This window comes from Roseateles sp. UC29_93 (genome assembly GCF_042695725.1).
Classification (GTDB): Bacteria; Pseudomonadota; Gammaproteobacteria; order Burkholderiales; family Burkholderiaceae_C; genus Roseateles; species Roseateles noduli_A.
The window spans coordinates 3,593,250-3,610,741 of sequence record NZ_CP170545.1 but is presented as its reverse complement, the minus strand read 5'-3'; the positions used below and the strand labels follow the sequence as shown (position 1 = coordinate 3,610,741).

Annotated in this window: 4 protein-coding genes and 1 pseudogene; all 5 read right to left on the bottom strand. The window is 69.8% G+C overall.

Features of this window, described 5'->3' with window-relative positions; translation table 11 throughout:
• Window positions 1-95 precede the first annotated feature (95 nt).
• The 5 genes and pseudogenes from ACFJIX_RS16660 to ACFJIX_RS16640 all read right to left on the bottom strand — a co-directional run bounded on the left by ACFJIX_RS16660 (window position 96) and on the right by ACFJIX_RS16640 (window position 17,405).
• Window positions 96-425: a hypothetical protein gene (locus ACFJIX_RS16660; protein WP_377152867.1), complete on the bottom strand. Its 330-nt coding sequence runs from the start codon at window positions 423-425 to the stop codon at window positions 96-98.
• Entirely contained in the window at window positions 425-3,781 is a 3,357-nt protein-coding gene (locus ACFJIX_RS16655; protein WP_377152865.1) for a hemagglutinin repeat-containing protein, read from the bottom strand. Before ACFJIX_RS16655 ends, ACFJIX_RS16660 begins: the two co-directional genes overlap by 1 nt.
• Window positions 3,778-11,877 (bottom strand): beta strand repeat-containing protein, encoded by an 8,100-nt coding sequence (locus ACFJIX_RS16650; RefSeq protein WP_377152863.1) that lies wholly within the window; start codon window positions 11,875-11,877, stop codon window positions 3,778-3,780. The genes ACFJIX_RS16655 and ACFJIX_RS16650 overlap by 4 nt, the downstream gene beginning before the upstream one ends.
• Window positions 11,878-12,319: 442 nt before the next feature.
• A pseudogene (locus tag ACFJIX_RS16645) lies at window positions 12,320-13,111 on the bottom strand (hypothetical protein); the annotation flags it as partial.
• A 22-nt stretch (window positions 13,112-13,133) separates the two neighbouring features.
• Window positions 13,134-17,405, bottom strand: coding sequence for a filamentous hemagglutinin N-terminal domain-containing protein (locus ACFJIX_RS16640; protein WP_377152861.1), 4,272 nt, complete (start codon window positions 17,403-17,405; stop codon window positions 13,134-13,136).
• Between the last annotated feature and the right edge of the window lie 87 nt (window positions 17,406-17,492).

Genomic DNA, 17,492 nt, shown 5'->3' with positions numbered 1-17,492 from the left:
CTGCTGCGTGTACTTGCCTCCGCTCTTCTTCGCGAGGTCAGCCGCCTTCTTTCGTCCATTGGGGTGCAGCTGTCGGAGGATTGCAGTGCGGCGGCTTACTCTTCAATCACTCGCCAACCCTTCAAACATTGATCGAATTTAATGAGGCAGTCGATTAACCCAACAAAATCCGGACCACTCAGCTCAGTTTCAAAGAGCCAGTAGCCAAGATTACCCAGTTCCTCGGGTAGGTCGATCATCTGCTCCTCCGCGCGCCTCATCGCGTCTTTTAGAGGCGCGTATTCCGCGAGCCGAGCCACATCTGGAGAAAATGTCCGATGCTTATCAAGCGATTGCTCCAGATTAACTGCCAATATTCGTAGTCGAATCTTGTCGACGTTTGCGTCTCCTATCACCCTGTAGCCCGTTGGCTTCGCGTCATCCATCATTTCCCCTTGAGTGTTCCGATTTTCACCGGCTCGTTCCATTGAGAACGATTGGCAACCAGCGTTTGCTCTCCGCCACCAACACCTTTGTATGCACCTTGCTCGATTGGAGCGATCGTGCTCACGAACACCTGCGGCGTTGCCCCGGTCTTCGGCGTCATCGAATAAACTTCAAATCCTAGTTGTGTTCCGCGTATTGCTTGTTCCGCCGGCAATCCCAATTTTTGCACAATTTGCTCAGGCGGAAGTTTTGACAGCTTTTCATACTCTGACTTTGTCATGAAATATGGCGAATACGGTCCAACGCCATCATCCCCGATAGCCTTCTTAGGGACGATCTTGATGAGCTCTTCGCCTGGGGCTACGATTCGGGACACCGGCAACTCCGCTCCTGACTTGACCACGTTCTCGGCATATCCGATTGCGCGCTCGGTAGTATTTCCAGCTGCCTTGTACTCCTCTACCACTGCCCTGAATTGCGCGCTGTTGGCAACATCAGCGGAGACTTTTACCCCTTGGGTCGTAAATCCGTCGCCATAAGTCAATTTCGCTTGAGCACTTAGGGTCGCCTGCTCCGACGGCCCTCCAATCTTGATGCCCTTCGAAGCTAATCCTTCCTCCGCAGCCCACAGACTCTTTGGCAAGTATTTACCTACCAGTGCAATAGTACCTAGTTTTGCGGCATCGATGCCGATTTCAGCGAGGGGGTCACGTTCGCCTGGGTAGCTCGCAGGATTAAATGCCGCCAATACGCGCGCGCCTTCGGTTGATGTGTAGGTACCGAAGAGCTTGTGTGTGCCATCGCTGGCCTGCTCTGAACCCGCGTAGGCAATATATCCTCCGGCTGGAATTGCCACACAAGTAATTACAGTCCCGGCGCACGTAAGGACACCTCCACTTGCCAAAAGTCCTCCACCCACCATGGCGCCAGCGCCAAGCGTAGCGTTGGTGAATCCGCCCACCCTCCGACTCAATTCACCATTACGTGTAATCGCGTCGCGCCAACCGTCCGGCCTGGTGTATTCAAACATCCCTCCCTGCGTCAAATCCGCTTTTTCAGCTGAGTATCTATCGCCTTCAGCTTGCAATTGAACGAGGTATTGCTTGTTCGGATCCGAGTTGGGTACACCGTCCGCACACCGGGTCAGCGCACAGGCGGCAGCGTCCAAACGAGCTTGTTGTTCTGGAGTTTTTCCGGTCTTCAATACGGCAAGCCGTTTCGATTCCGTTTCGTGCAGTTGCCGATTGTTGTAGTCCTCGTTCAACCCAGCCGATGCGCCATCAAATCCACCGCCGGCCGCAGCGCCGATACCCGTCGCCAGGGCCCCACTGGCCAGCTTCGACAGTGCCGACGCCCAATCGTTGTTTCCCTTCTTGTCAGGGCCGAATCCGGCCTCTGTGAGGGCCTTTTCCATCGACGACTGGAGCTTGTCCAACTGGTCGGCTGCGGCGGCACTGCCGGCCGCCCCCAAGGCTCCGCCCAAATCGCCAGTGAGCGCCCCGACCACCGAATGCATCGCTACCCGGTATGCGCCGCCTTCATCCCACTTCTTGGCTTCCGTGTTGAGCGCCTCGGCGGCCTTTGCGTCGCCGGCGTTCTCAGCGTCCTTCGCTTGCTTGCGAAGATCTGCGGCCTTGTCCCCCGCAAACGTACCCACCTCCTTCGACGCCTGCGCCCCGAACTCCGCCACGATCTGCGCATTCAGCTTCGCCTGCTGTGCCAGGTCTTGCCCGTTCCAGCCTTGCGCGAGCTTGCCCGCCGTCGCATCGTTGGTTGCCCCACGATCCAGCTTGTCGAGCGCGGCCTGGCTCGCCGCATCCCCGCTGGTGATCGTCGTGCTCCCCGCGCTGATCGTGCTGCGCGTCGTGCTGCGGTCGTCGTCGCTGTCCTTGAACGCGCCGGCCATGCCGCCGCCCGTCCCCGCGCTCACCATCACGGCGCTCGCCTTGAACTGGCTGCGGTTCTCGATGTCGCTGGTCGTCAGCGTGCCGGTGCTCAGGCTGTTGTTGCCCGCATCGATCGACGCCTGGCTGCTCGTGATCGCCCCACCCTTCAGGTCGGTGTTGCCCTTCACGTTCACCTGGAAGCCGCCATCGCCCGCGCGGATGCCCGCCTGCTCGCCAACCGCCGCGAAGTCCGCGGTGACCTTGGACTGGCTGAAGTTGCCGCTGGCGCTCGAGCCGTACCCGATGGTCACGCTGCCGCCGGCGCTCATGCTCTTGCTGTCGAACTTGGCCGTGTCCTGCAGGCTTTCGATCTTCAGGTTGCCGCCGACATCCACGCCCACCTTCGGACCGCTCACCACCGCACCCTGCAGCGTCGTGTCGCCGCCGGACACCAGCTTCACCGAGCTGCCGCCCGTGACCTGCGTCGTCGTGAAGTAGTTGTCCGTGCCGTCGGAGTTGCCCTTGGACACGCTGGCCGAGGCGGTGAAGCCCAGGCTGTTCTGCTTGCCCAGCGTGACGCCGATCCCCACCGAGGCGCTGGTGCTGCTGTCCTTGCTGTGCTGCTCGCTGCTGTTGCCCGCGGCCAGCAGGTTGATCGCGTTGTCCGCCTTGATCAGGACATCCTGGCCCGTCAACGCGCTGCCGCGCACCGTCACGTTGGAATCCGCGCCGCCGCCGCTCGCGATCAGGCTGAGGTTCTTGCCCGCAGAGATCGCGCTGCTCACGGCCTGGTCGGACTCGTTGTGCTGCGTGCTCTTGCTCTGCGAGCTGCCCACCGTCAGGCTGAGTCGGATGCCGGCGTTCTGGTTGGCCTCGTTCATCGCCTCGCCGAGCTTCTTGATCTCATCGACCGCCTGCATCGCCTTGGAGATCGCCGTCGCCGCGGCGAGCGCCTTCATGCGGTCATCCTGCGTCTGCGTGACATGCTCGGCCGCCTTGGTCGCATCCATCGCGGTGCTGATCCCCGGCGCGCTCAGCGCCAGCGTCACACCGGCCTGCTTGAACTTCGTCTCGCTGTCCTGCGCGGACTTGTTGCGCGCCTCCTCGATCTCGATCGACTTGGCCTGGATCGTCACGTTGCCGCCCGGCGCCTGCACCTCCGAACCGATCTGCCTGTACTTTCCGCCCGCGAGGATGTCCACGTCGCCGTTGACGCTGCCCACCATCGAGCCCTGGTTGGTCTCCTGCGTGGACTTCGTCGCCTGCGACAGCTCCTGCTTGCCGATCGTCACGCCAATCCCGCCGCCGCTGAACAGCCCCGACTTCACCGTCTTCTTGAACTGCTCGGTGTCGACCGAGTTCGTCACCCCGTCGATGGTGATGTCGCGATCCGCGATCAGCTTGGTGCCGTTGTCCGACACCGCCTGCGCCGCTGCCAGCGTGATGTCGCGGCCGGCCACGATGTTCACCGTGTCGCCCGACACCGTCGTGCCGATCGCCGTCGTCTCGTCGGTCTTGTTGTAGGTCGTGACCGTCTTCTTCTGAACAGGCTCTTCTTCGTCTTCTGCGTCATCTCCTCGACGACCGAGTTCGCCTCGCCCGCGAGCAGCTGCACGTCGCGCCCCGCGCCGAGCGTCACCTCGCCCTGCGCGCTGGCGATCTGCGCCGCCGTGGCCGTCAGGTCCTGCCCCGCCTTGAGCACGATCGCGCCCTCGGCCTGCAGCGCCGTGCCCACGTCCTGGTGCTGGCTCTCCTTCTTGTAGTTGTTGGCGTTCTTGATCTCGTCGCGCGCGCTGGCCGTCGTCACCGTCGTCAGCGACAGATCGCGTCCCGCCTGGATCAGCACGCCGCCGTCCGCGCCCGCGCCGTCCGCACCGCCCTGCGTGATCTGCACCGCCTGCAGCGTCACGTCGCGTCCGGCCTGCACCACCATCACGCCACCCGCGCTCAGCGAAGCGACCTGATCCAGCACCGTCGACTTGGTCGTCACGTTGCCGCGCTGCGTGCCGCCGCTCGCGATGGTCGTCTCCATCGTGATGTCGCGACCGGCCACCAGGCTCATGTCGCCCGTGGCGTTCAACGCACCGCCGATGTTGCGCAGGTCGTCACGCGCGCTCAGCGCCAGCGTCGTGCCGCGCATGTCGCCGGTGTTGGCGATGTTCTGCGCGGTGATGTTCACCGCGCCGCCGCGCACGTCGCCGCCGTTGGTGAAGTCGCCGCTCAGCGCCATCTCCACGCGGCCGCCCGCGATGAGCGAGCCGCTCGGCAGCAGGTCGCCCTCGCGCGGCACCAGGTACACCTGCGGCACCAGCACGCGCTGCGTCGTCCCGTCCGCCAGCGTCACCGTCTGCTCCACCAGCCACACCAGGTCGCTGGTGAGTTGCGACATCTGCTCCGCCGTCAGCGCAACACCTGGCACCAGCTGGTGTTCCTTGGCGAAGGTCGCGCCGTTGGTCAGCAGCGCGCGGTACTGGGACTCGTCGTCCGCGTAGCCCGACAGGTAGCCCGTGCCGGTCAGCTGGCCGATCTGCTCGCGCACCAGGCGCTGCTCGTAGAAGCCGTCGCCCAGGCGCTTCTGCGTCACCGCCGGGTCCAGCGCCATCGCCTCCAGCAGGAAGTCGCTGGACAGCCAGTCCCGGTAGTTGGCGAAGCGCGGGTCGGTCTCGACCAGGTACTTCGACGTCGGCTCCTTGTGCGTCTTGAACAGGCTGTTGGACGGCGGCGTCAGGTTGATCTGCACGCTCAGCGCCAGCGGCTTGCCGTTGAAGGTCGCGCCCGAGCCGCGCACGCTCACGCCTTGCATCGCACCCGGCCGCTGCGACGAGGTCCCGGCGGCGGTCTGCACCTTGCCGATCTGCGTCGTCGCCTTGCTGTCGGGCGCGGAGCCGTCCAGCTGCGCGGCGGCTGCCGCACGCAGCGTCTGGCTGATCGCCGAGAGGCCTTGGCGCGCGCTGCCTTGAACACCGGGCTCGAAGCCGATGGTTTCGGACTTCTGCACGTTCTGGGCCGATGCGGCATCGCCGTCGCGCCACTGCGTCGTCAGTTGGGCACCCGCCACGTTCTGTGCGCCGCCCGCTTGCACGAAGTCGCCGTCGCGCCTCTGCTGCGTGCCGGCTCGCACCGAGGCGCCGGCATCGCCGGACTGGGCGGCATTCACCGCCTTGGCGCCGCCGTTGACGCCGGCGCGCAGGCCAGCGTTCACCGCGCCGACGCCGCCTGCCGCGTTGCCCGCGTCAACAGCCTCCGCCACCAGTTGACCGCCGCTGCGCCATTGCGCGCGTCCTTGCGCGCCGGTCTGCGCCGCGTTGCCCTGGTTGACCTGCTGCATGACCCGGTTGATCAGCCCGCCCAGGCCGCTGCCGCCGCCCGCCGTCGCCTGGCCGTAGCTTCCCGACGCCTGCTGTGACGCGCCGCCGCCCGTGCTCACGCCGCCCGCCTGCTGGCGGCCGCCGGCGCCCTGCGCATCGGGAATGAACGACTGCGCCTGCGACGGCAGTACCAGCGTCGCCTGTCGCGTCACGCCTTGCGCATCCACGACATCGACCTTGTGCTCGACGTTGTTCACCTGCCCGCCGGTGATGGCAACGCCGGTGTACCCCACGACGCGGCTCATGTCGTTGCGGATCGACGTGGCGCCCAGCACCGTCAGTTGCCCGCCCACGATGATGTTGGCCGCCAGCGACTGCGTCACCGTCGCCGGCTCACCGCCGCCAATCTCGACCGAGCGGGTCACGCGCATGTTCCGATGCGTGTTCTGCCAGTCCCGCAGCGCCTGATCCGCCGTCTTGCCGTTGAGCTGGATGGTGGTCGTGTATTCCTCGTAGATGCCGGTGCTCGGCGAGTAGTCGATCCTCAAGGACGACGGAGCGCCTGCGTTCGGATTGGTCTGCCACGCCAGGTAGGGATTGAGGTTGTCGATCGTGCCGGCCTGCAACAGCAGATTGCCCCGCGCCTCGATGTTGGCGCCGCTGTTGAGCAGCGTCGCGCCGGTCAGGCTCATGTTGCCGCCGCTGCGGATGAATGCCTTCGTCTCGAGGAAGGCCACGCTGCCGCTCCCCGAACTCGGTGCGACCTCGCTGCCGCCGGAGGTGTCCTCGGGCGCCGTCTCCGTCGACTCGCCGTTGCCGGGCTTGCCGCCGCCGCTGCTGCCGCCCCCGCCAGTGCCGCCCGATCCCGTGCCCGCCACCTGCCCCGTGCTCACACCCGCCAGCACGGTCCGGTTGACGATGGCCCCCGTCATGTTGAGGCCCAGCGCGCTGCTCGCCTCGATGATCGAGTTCTCGTTGAGCAGGCTCGCGCCGGACATCGTCAACGTGCCGTCCGCGAAGATCAGCGCACCGCCGGTGTTGGAGATGTCCCGCGTCAGCGCCGCGTCGATCGAGCGCCGGCCCGCGATCACCGCCGACACGCCGCCCTCCGCGCCGTTGACCAGCTGACCGCCGTCGATGATGACGTCGCCGCCGTAGATCCGGCCAGTGCCGAGGTTGACGACCCGGTCGGCCGTCAGCCACACGCCGTCGCCGTCGATCAGGCCGCGGTTGGTGAGCTGCCCCGCCGCCGTCAGGAAGGTCTGCGCACCGCTGAGTTCGCCGCTGGCGGCGTTGTCGATGCTGGCCGCCCGGATGGACAAGGCGCCGCCGCTGCGCAGCGTGCCCTGGTTGCTGAAGTTGCCCGAGAGGTCCAGCGACAGGTTGCCCGCCGCCTGGAACTGGCTGCCCGCGCCGTAGCTGAAATCGCCGGCGAGCTTCACCGTCATGCCCGCGCCGCTGCTGATCTGGCCGCCGACACCGCCGGCGAGTTCGCGCAGGTTCAGGCCCATCGCGTCGCCCGACCAGATGCGGCCGCCCGCGTTGTTCAGCGACAGCGCCGAAGCCTGCGCCCCGTCGCCGATCGACTGCGTGCCCGACGAGCCCAACGCGCCGCCGGCGTTGTTCAGCGCCTGCGTGATCGTCAGCCCGAGGTTGCCGCTGGCCAGCACCTGGCCGCCGATGTTGTCGAGCTGCTGTGCCTGCACCGTGACGTTGCCGCCCTGGATGCCCTGGCCGCCGCCCGAGGTGTTGGTGTTGTCGACACGGCCCGCCGCACTCAGCGTCAACGTGTTGCCGCCGTAGATCAGGCCGCCCTGGTTCAGCACCTGCTGCGCGGAGGCGTTGAGCGACTGCGCGCCGACGACGCGACCGCCCTGGTTGTCCAGCGTGCCGCCGACCGTCAGGCCCAGCGACGACGCCGACAGCTCCGCGCGGTTCGTCAGCTGGCTCGCCGACACCTGCGCGGTGGTGCCCGCGCTGATGCCGTTCTCGTTGGTCAGCGCGCCGGCGTTGATCGTCATCGCGCCTTGCGCGTGCAGGCCGGTCGGCGTCGAGACGCCCGCGTCGCGCGTGTTGTTCAGCGCCGCGCCGTGCGTCTGCACCGACATCGATCCGAGCGACTGCAGCAGGCCGCCGCGGTTCTCCAGCGTGCCGCTCTCCGTCGTCAGCGATTGCGAGGCGAGCAGGCGACCGCCGGTGTTGTCCAGCGTCTGGCCGCGCGTGTCGATCGCGACCGTCGCGCCCGAGACCTCGCCCTGGCGGTTGATCAGCGAGGTCGACAGCAGGTCCGCCGTCTGCGCCGCCTGGATCGCGCCCTGGGTGTTGTCGAGCGCGCCCTGCGCGCGCACCGTCACGCCGCCTTGCAGGCTCGCGATGCGGCCTTGCTGGTTGCCGACGGAGGCGGCGGTCAGCGTCACGCCCTGCTGTGCCAGCAGGCTGCCGCCCGCATTGAGCAGCGCGCTACCGGTGGTGAGCGTCAACGCGCCGTCGCTGCCGACCGAGCCGCCGCGGTTGTCCACGGCGCCGGCGTTCAAGCTCATCGTCGAGCCGCTGCGCAGTCGACCGCCCTGGTTGTCCAGCGTGCCGCCGATCGTCGCCTGCAGCGTCGAATCGCTCTGCAGCAGGCCGTTGCCGCGGTTGGCGAGGCTGGCCGCGCGCACGTCGAGCGCACCCGCGCTCGCCAGCGTGCCGCCCGTGTTGTCGATGGCGCCGTCGATGCTCAGTTGCGCCGCGCCGGTGCTCACCAGGTTGCCGCCGCGATGGTCGAGGCTGCTGCCCGTGACCGTCACGCCGGCACCTTGCGTCTGGGCATTGGTCAGCGTCACCGCGCCGGTCGCGCCGATCGTCAGCGCGCCGTTGCTCAGGATCTGGCCGTTGGCGCCGTTCAGCGTGCCGGTCGACAACGTCAGCGGACCGCTGCCCGCCTGGACGAGCGCGCCGCGCACGTTGTCGATCGCCTGCGCCTGCAGGCGCAGCAGCGAGCCGCCCGACTGGATGCGGCCGTCGGTGTTGGTGATCTGGCCGCCGACGTTCGCCGTCAGTTGGCCCGTCGAACCGACCTGCGTGAGCGAGCCGCCGACGTTGCGCCAGTCGCCCGCCGTGAAGCCGACGTTCGCGCCGCTCAGCGTCGCGCCGTCGGTCGACAGCAGGCCCGCGCTCGCGAGCATCAGGTCGCCGGCACTGGCCAGCGCCGCGCGGTCGAGCCGCAGCGGGCCATTGCTCGAGGTCAGCGATGCCGCGGCCGCTTGCAGGCGGCTGTCCTGGAGTTGAAGCTCACGCCCGCTGATGGTCAAACGACCCGCCGACAGCATCGCGCCGCTGGACTGCAGCGTGCCGGTGGTGCGCACCGTGAGGTCGCCCTGTGCGGCCAAGGTGTTGTCCGGACGCAGCCCCGCCGCCAGCGAGCCGGTGCCCGACAGCGACGCGGCATCGATCGTCAAGGCGCCCTGCGCGCCGATGGACCCCGTGTTCGCGAGCGCATTGCCCACGTTCAAGACGGCATTCCCCTGTGCGTACACGGCACCGCTGTTGTTCAGGTCACCGGTCACGGTGAGGCGCGTGTCCGTGCCGGACTGCAGCGCGCCCGCGTTGGTCAACTGGCTCGCACCGACCGTCAGCGCGCCCTGCGCATTGATCAGCCCTTGCGCACCGTTGGTCAGCGTGCCCACCGTCAGGTCGACGGCACGGGCACCGATCTGGCCGCCCGTGTTGTCGAGCGCATTGGCCTGCCCGAGCAGGTTGCCGCCCGCGACGATCGCGCCGGCGGTGTTGTCGAACGTGCCCGTGACGCGCAGTTGCGCATCGCCGGCGCTCAGCATCTCGCCGCCTCGATGGCGCAGGCTGCCCGCCTCGATCGTGAGCAACGCGCCTTGCGTCTTCGCCTGGCTCAGATCGACTGAGCCGGTCACCGCCAAGGTCACCGCGTGCGCGCCGAGGATCTCGCCGCCGACGCCGTTCAGCGAGGTCGCATCGATCCGCATCCCGTCGGCACCCGCGTGCACGACGCGCCCTTGCGTGTTGTCCACCGCGCCCGCCGAGATCGTCAGCGTGCGCCCCGCCGCGGCGATCTCGCCGCGCGTGTTGTCGAGCGCGCCTTGCAGCGTCGCGCTGAAGGTCGCGCCCTGACCGGTCTGCGCCGTCTGCGTCACGGTGCCGTCGACGTTGGACCAGCGCTGCGCCGTCACGGCGATGCCGGCGCCGGAGACCGTCGCCGCGCCGGTGTCGAGCGCACCGGCGCTGGTCAGCGTCAGCGCGCCGGAGGACGCCAGCGTCGCGCGATTCAGCTGAAGGTCGCCCGCCGTGGCCGTCAGCCCGACGGTCTGCGCCTGGAGCCTGGCATCCTGCAGTTGCAGCGCCGTGCCGCTCAGCGACATCGCGCCAGCGGCGAGGGTCTGGCCGCTCTGCTGCAGCGCGCCCGTGCTGCGCAGCGTCAGATCGCCTTGCGCGCCCAGCGTGTTGTCCGGATTCAGCCCGGCGACGAAAGCACCGCTGCTCGCGATGCTGGCCGCCTGCACGCTCAGCGCGCTCTGCGCGGCCAGCATGCCGGTGTTGCCCAGCAGGCCGCTGGTCGTGATCGTCATCGGGCCGCGCGCGTACGCGGTGCCGGCGTTGGCGAACGCGTCGTGGACCGTCAGGTCCATCGCCGCCTGCGATTGCAGAAGGCCTGCGTTGTCCAGCCGGCCCGCCTCGATGGTCAGCGCCTGCACGGACGCGATCAGGCCCTGCGCACCGTTGTTCAAGCGGCCCGTCGTGTTCAGATGGACGCCTCGACCGTCGAGCTGTCCGCCGGTGTTGTCGATCGATCCGGCGCTCACGCGCAGGTCCTCGGCGCTCTGGATCAGGCCGCCGGTGTTGTCCACGTCGCCGCCGACCGACAGCGTCGCGCCGGCCTGGCTCAGCAGCTGTCCGTCACGGTGGCTCAGGCTGCCCGCCTGCAGCTCGATGCCGCGCGCCTGCGTCAGCGCGCCGTTCAAGGTCACCGCGCCCTGCGCCAGCACGCGCAGCGCGCCCTTGCCCAGGATCTCGCCGTCGCTGCCGTCGATCTGCTGCGCATTCAGCGTCAAGGTGCCCGTGCCGGCGTGCAGCAGCGTGCCGTCGCGGTTGTCGAGCGTTTGCGTGTTCAGCGTGACGTCGGTGGCGTTCGCTGCGATCGAGCCGCCCTGGTTGTTCAGCGCGCCGGAGACATCGACGCGCAGTTCCCCCGCGGTGGCGGTCTGGGCGACGTCGCCGGCGACGTTGCGCCAGTCCGTGGCCGTGATGCCCACCGAGCCGGCACCCAGCGTCGCGCCGGATGTGTCGAGCGTGCCGGCGGCGGTGAGCGTCAGTCGCTCGCCGCCCGTCGCCACGGCGCGATCCAACCGGACATCGCCGGTCAGCGCGGACATCGTCACGCGCTGCGCCTGGACGCGGCTGTCCTGCAGCGCCAGTGCGGCACCGCTCAGCGTCATCGTGCCGCCCGCGAGCGCGGTGCCGCTGTGCTGCAGCGCGCCCGACGCGGTCAGCGTCAGATCGCCGCGCGTGCCGACGGTGTTGTCGGCGTTCAGGCCCGCGGCGAAAGCGCCGGTGCTGGCGATCTCCCGCGCGTTCACCGTCACCGCGCCCTGCGCCGTCACCGTGCCGCTGTGGGTCAGCACGTCGGCACGAACCAGCGCGTCGCCTTGCGCGCGGATCGATCCGCTGTTCAACAGGCTGCCGCTCGCGCGAACATCGAGGTCGCCGCCGGCTTGCATCGCGCCCGCGTTGCTCAGGCTGGCCACATCGGCGGACAGTCGTCCCTGCGCCGCGATCAGACCTTGACCGGCGTTGACGATCGACGCGCCGGTCAGCGCCACATCGCCGGCGCCGATCTGGCCGTCGCGGTTCGTCAGCGTGCCGGCGTCGATCGCGAGGCTGTCGCCGGCCTGGAGCAGGCCGCTGGTGTTGTCGAGTTCCCCGGCGACCGTGAGCCGCGCCGCGTGCTGCGCGAGCAGCTCGCCGCCCCGGTTGTTCAGGCTGCCGACGGTCACCGCCACGCGGTCGGCCTGCGTCTTGGCGCCGCTCAGATCCGCGGCGCCGGTGACGTTGAGCGTCAGGCCGCCGTTGGCGGCGATCGTGCCGCTCGCTCCGGACAGCGAGGCCGCATCGATGCGCAGTTCGCCGGACACGCCGCCCGCGTGCACGATCTGTCCCGCCGCGTTGTCCAGCGTCGCCGCGGACAGCGCGAGCGACGCGCCATTGCCGGCGATGCGGCCACCGTGGTTGTCGAGCAGGCCCGTCACCGCCGCGGTGAAGCTTCCCCGCCGCGTCGGTCTGGCCGATCTGCCCGCCGGCATTGCGCCAGTCCACCGCAGTGACAGCGACGCTGGCGCCGCTCATCCGGCTGCCTTCCGTGTTCAGCGTCGTGCTGCTGTGCAGGTCGAGCAGTCCGCTCACCGACAGCAGCGCGCGATCGAGACGGAGTTCCCCGCCGCGTGCCGTCAGCGCCACCGCCGCGGCCGAGGTCTGGCTGTCCTGCAGCAGCAGCGCGGCGCCGTCCAGCAACGCGCGTCCGGCGGCCTGCGCCGTGCCGGAGTGCTGCAGCGTGCCGGCCGCCGAGATCGTCAGGTCGCCCGACGCGCCCATCGTGTTGTCGGGTCGCAGACCCGCCGCGAAGACACCGACGCTGGCAATGCGGTCCGCGTGCACCGTGAGATCGCCTTGCGCCGCGATCATGCCGCCATGCGTCAACGCGCCGCCGGTCGTGATCGACACCGCGCCCTGTCCGTAGACGCTGCCGGTATTGGTGAAGGCGTCGCCGACGACCAGCGTCGCGTCGCCGCGCGATTGCAGGGTTCCCGCGTTGGTCAGTTGGGCCGCATCGATGCGCAGCAGCTGGGCCGCCGTGACGACACCTTCCGCGCCATTGTTCAGCAGACCATCCGCGCGCAGTTGCACCGCGCGCCCGTCGATGCGGCCGTCGTCGTTGTTCAGCGAACCAGCGCGCAACGTCAGCGCCTGGGTCGACTGCAGCAGGCCGCCGGTGTTGTCCAGCGCGCCACCGACCGTCAACGCGGTCTGGCCGTCGCTGACGAGTTGCCCCTCGCGGTGGCTGAGGCTGCCCGCCGCGACGGCGATGTCGCGGCCTTGCGTCCAGGCCCGGTCGAGCGTTGCCGCGCCGCTCACGTCGAGCGTCACGTCGCCCGCGCTGGCGATGCGGCCGGCGGTGCCGGACAAGGTCGTCGCCGTCACCGACAGCGTTCCCGTGCCCGCATGGGTGATGTCGCCGCCCCGGTTGTCCAGGACACCGGCGTTCAAGCTGACCGACTGGGCGTTGGCGCCGATGCGGCCGCCCTGGTTGTCGATCGTCCCGATGACGTCCGCGCGGAAGGCGCCGGCCGTGTCGGTCTGCGCCAGCGATCCCGCCGCATGGCGCCAATCGGCGGCGGCGATGGAGACGCTGCCGCCACTCAGTGCGGCGGCAGACGTGTCCAGCGCACCCGAGGCGGACAGGCTCAGTTGCCGCGTCGCAGCCACAGTGGCCTGCGCCAGGCCCAGATCACCGGCCAGGGCCTGGAGCGAAACCGTCCCCCGCCTGCGTCCTGCTGCCCTGCAGCGCCGCGCGATCCGCGGCAAGCGAGAACGTGCCGCCCGCGAGCGACAGCCCGCTGTGCGTCGCATCGCGCGCCGTCAGCGTCAGGTCGCCGCGATCATCGACGGTGTTGTCATTCTTGAGGCCGGCGGCGAAGGTGCCGGTGCTGTCGAGCGTTCCACCCGCCACGACGACGTTGCCGCGCGCGGCCAAGGTACCGGTGTGATGGAAGGTCTCGGCGTTCACGCGGGCGTCGCCCTGCGACACGATCAGGCCGGTGTTGTCGAGCACGTCGCGCACCGCGGCGGAGAGATCGCCCGCGGCCTGCAGCTGACCCGCGTTGGCCAGCCGGTCCGCCGCCACCGTCAGCGACGACGTCGACGAGATCAGCCCCTGCCCCGCGTTGTCGACGGTGCCGCCGTTCAACGTGATGCCCGCGCCGCCGATCTGGCCGTCCCGGTTGGTCAGCGTCGCCGCCTGCACGGTCAACGGGCCGCCGCTCTGGACCAGGCCGGCGGTGTTGTCGAGTGTGCCGGTCACGCTCAGCTGCGCGGCGTTCTGCGCGATCAGCTTCGCCTCACGCGTGCTGAGACTGCCGGCGGTGATGGCCACGCGGTCCGCCTGCGTGAGCGCCTGGGCGCCGCCCAGGTCGGCATGGCCACCGACGTTGAGCGTGAGCCCGCCGGCGCCGGCGATGGTGCCGCCGGCGCCGTTAAGCGTCGTCGCGTCGAGGCGCAGTTCGCCGCTCGCGCCGCCGGCGTGAATCACCTGACCCGAGACGTTGTCGATGCGCTGCGCGCTCAGCGACAGCGTCGTGCCGTTCCCGGCGATGCGGCCGCCGGTGTTGTCCAGCGTGCCGTTCACCGCGGCCGTCAGGCCGCCGATCGCGGCGGTCTGGGCGATCGCGCCGCCGGCGTTGCGCCAGTCGGCGGCCGACACGGTCACCGTGCCGCCGCTCACCTGCGCGTTGTCCGTGACCAGCGCCGCGCCCGTGCGAAGGCTCAATCCATCGGTCGCCACCACCACGGCGCGATCCAGGCGCAGCTCGCCGCCATGCGCCTGGGCGACGAGACCCGCCGCCTGGGTCTGGCTGCCTTGCAGCTGGAGCTCGCCGCCGTCGAGGCGTGCGATGCCGCCGGCCAGGCTCGTGCCCGAATGCTGCAGCGTGCGAGAGGCATTCAGCGTCAGGTCCCCCGATGCGCCGATCGTGTTGTCGGCCCGCAGGCCCGCGGCGAAGGTGCCGCTGCTGTCGATCGCACCCGCGCGCACGCTCAGCGCGTCGCCGGCCGCGAGGGTGCCGGTGTGCGTCAGCGTGTCGGCATCGACGGAGACCGCGCCGGTCGCGCGGATCAGGCCGCGGCCGGTGTTGTCGAGCTGCTGGCTGGCGAGCTCGACACGACGACCGCTCAACTCGCCGTCGCGGTTGTCGAGCTGGCGCGCCTCGACAGTCAGGTCACCCGATGTCGTCAGCGTGCCGCCCTGGTTCGCGAGCGACTGCGCGCGCAGCGCCAGCGCGTCGCCGCCGGAGACAATCTTTCCGGCGGTGTTGTCGATGGTCTGCGCCGTCAGCGAGACGCTCTTCGCATTCGCCTGGATCACGCCCTGGCGGTTGTCCAGCCGACCGGTCAGCGCAACGGTCAGGTCGCCGCTGCCGCTCAGTGCCAGTTGGCCGCTGGCGTGGCGCCAGTCCTGCGCCTGGAGCGACAGGGACGACGCGCTCAATTGCGCGCCCGCGGTGACCAGTTCGCTGCCGCTCTTCAAGCCCAGCGCGTTGATCGCCTGGATCTGCGACCCGGTGAGGTCGAGACCGGCGGCCTCGAGCCGTGCATCGACCGCCAGCACCTGGCCGCGCAGCGTCATCGCGGAACCCGCCGACATCGCCAGCGCGCCTTGGCCGCCGAGGCGGCCGTCGGCGCCGAGGCCCGCCGCAATGGTCGCGCCAGGGCCAGTCTGCAGTCGTTGCGCCGCGGTGGCGCTCAAGGCACCTTGCGCCGCCAGCAGGCCGGCGACGCTCAGGTCGCCGCCCGAGGACGCCGTCACCTGTCCGCCGTAGACGGAGCCGCCCAGTGCCACGTTCTCCTGCGCCGACAAGGTCAGCGCACCGCCCGCGCGCACTTGCCCATCGGCGTTGATGGCGCGCGCCTCGATGCCGAGGCCCTTCGTCGAGGACATGGTCGACGACGCGTCCTGGCGGACTTCGCCCTGCAGCGTCAGCGTCACGTCCTGGCCGCCGATCGCGGCCCCCTGCTCCTGCACCAGCGAACGTCCCTGCACCGACACGCCGTCGCGCGCGGCGATCAGGCCGGCGGCGTTGGCGATGTCGGCCTGCCCGACGATCGCGATGCCACCCGACGCCGCCTGCAGTTCGCCGCGGTCGTTGCGAAGCTCGGTAGCGGCCTGGACCGTCAGGCCGCCATCGGCGGCGACGCGACCGTCGCGGTTGTCGACGCGGTCCGCGCTCAGCGTCGCGGTGCCGGTCGTGCGCAGCGTCGCGCGTTGCTGGCTCAGCGTGCCGTCGGCCTTCAGCGCGATCGCACGCGCTTGCGCGTCCGCGCCATCGAGCGTCAGCTGCGCCGCCGTCGCCGACAGCGCGCCGTTAGACCACAGCGTGGCGCCATTCAGCTGGACCGATTGGCCGTCGATGCTCAGCGCGCCGCTGCCGTACTGCTCCAGGCTCGCGCCGATCGCGCTGAAGGCGTTCGCCGCGATCGACAGCGAAGCGCCGTTGCTCGCCACGCGCGCGCCGTCGGCGGCCAGGGTGCCGTCGACGCGCAGCGAGAGCGCGTCGGTGCCGACCTGCAACCATTCCGCTTGGCGCAGATCGGCGTCGTGCGCCGTGATCGACAGCTTCCCGCCAGCGAGGCTCGCCGCCTGCGTGCTCAGCGTGCCGTCCGCCTTCAGGCTCAGGGTGCCGGTGGCCGACAGCTGCGCGCCGTCGGCGGTCAGCGTCGGCGCGGTGGCGGCGACCGTGGTCGCCTGCACCTGCGCGCGCGTCAGATCGACGGAGGCGCTGCCTGCGACGTCGATGCCGCTTCCGGCGATCAGCAGCGACTGGCGCGCCGCGACGGTGTCGCCGACGAGGGCGATCGATCCGGCCTGCACCTGCGCACCGCCGAGATCGAGCGCCGGCGCCTGCACCGCCAGGCGGTCCGCGGCCAGCAGCTGGCCGGCCTGCTTCGCCGATTGCGAGGCGGTCAGCGACAGCTGGCCGCCGCCGGCCACGATCGCGCCGTCGGCGGTCATGCCCGCCGCGCTCACGCTGCCGGCTTCGCCGTTCAGCTGCGGAGCGCGGACGTCCGCCGAGCCGCGCGACGCCAGCCAACCGGCGTTGCGCACGCCGGCGTTCGATTGCACCGTCAGCGCGGGCGTGCCGTTGGCATCGGCCTCCTGCGCGTAGACCGTGCCGGTGTTGTCCAGCCAGCCGTCCGCGCGCAGCGTCAGCTGTCCGCCGACCACCTGCCCGGCCTGGCGCACGCCGAGGCCCGCCTCGGTGCCCACCAGCGTGATGCGCTGCGCGTAGATGCCGCCAAGCGCGGTGCTGTCCAGCGCATAGCGCGGGCGCTCCCCCGTCGGCGCGAGCGACTCGCCGCCTGCGACGCCGGTCTCGTCCACCGTCATGACCTGCGTGCCGGTCTGGATGCGGGCGTCCTTGGCCCAGATCCCGGCGTTGATCTCGACCGCGCGCGCGAGCAGCGCCGTGTAGTCGGTCGACGAGCCGTCCAGGCCCGCCCCGTCCACGCGGATCAGGCCGCCCTGCACGCCGTAGCCGGCGATGCTGCCGTCGACGTTGAAGCGCGGCGTGCCGGTGGTCAGCACGGCCGCGCTGGCGTTGATGAAGCCGGCACCGTCGACCTGGATGCCGGACGGGTTGGCGATGACGACCTCGGCGCGCTGGCCGGCCACCTCGACGTAGCCTTTGAGCTGACTGGGCGCGCTGCTGTTGACCTCGTTGAGGATCACGCGCGCGCTGCCGGTGGCCAGCCACGGGTTGGCCTGCACGTAGCCGCCGAGCTGCGTGCTGGCGTCGGTGCGCGCGTTGTTCAGGATGACGCCGCGCTTGTCGACGTCGAACTGGCTGTAGGTGTTGCGCGAGACGCCGGCGGCGCTCGGCGTCTGGATGTTGACCTGCACCGTGCCGTTGGCGCTGTTGACCACCGTCGGCTGCTGGTGCTTCGGCGCGTTGGGGTCGGCCTTGACCTGCGCCAGCGCGTCCGGCGCCAGCGTGATCACCGCGCCCATCGCGAAAGGCGGCCGCCAGCGCGAGCAGCGAGGGCGGTCCGCGCGACGCCGCGGGCACCGTCTCCACCGTCCCCAGCGCGCGACGCG

Bases quoted from the DNA above. Each gene is read 5' to 3' on its own strand.
- ACFJIX_RS16640 (WP_377152861.1), bottom strand. From the start codon at position 17,405: ATGGGCGCGGTGATCACGCTGGCGCCGGACGCGCTGGCGCAGGTCAAG.
- ACFJIX_RS16660 (WP_377152867.1), bottom strand. From the start codon at position 425: ATGGATGACGCGAAGCCAACGGGCTACAGGGTGATAGGAGACGCAAAC.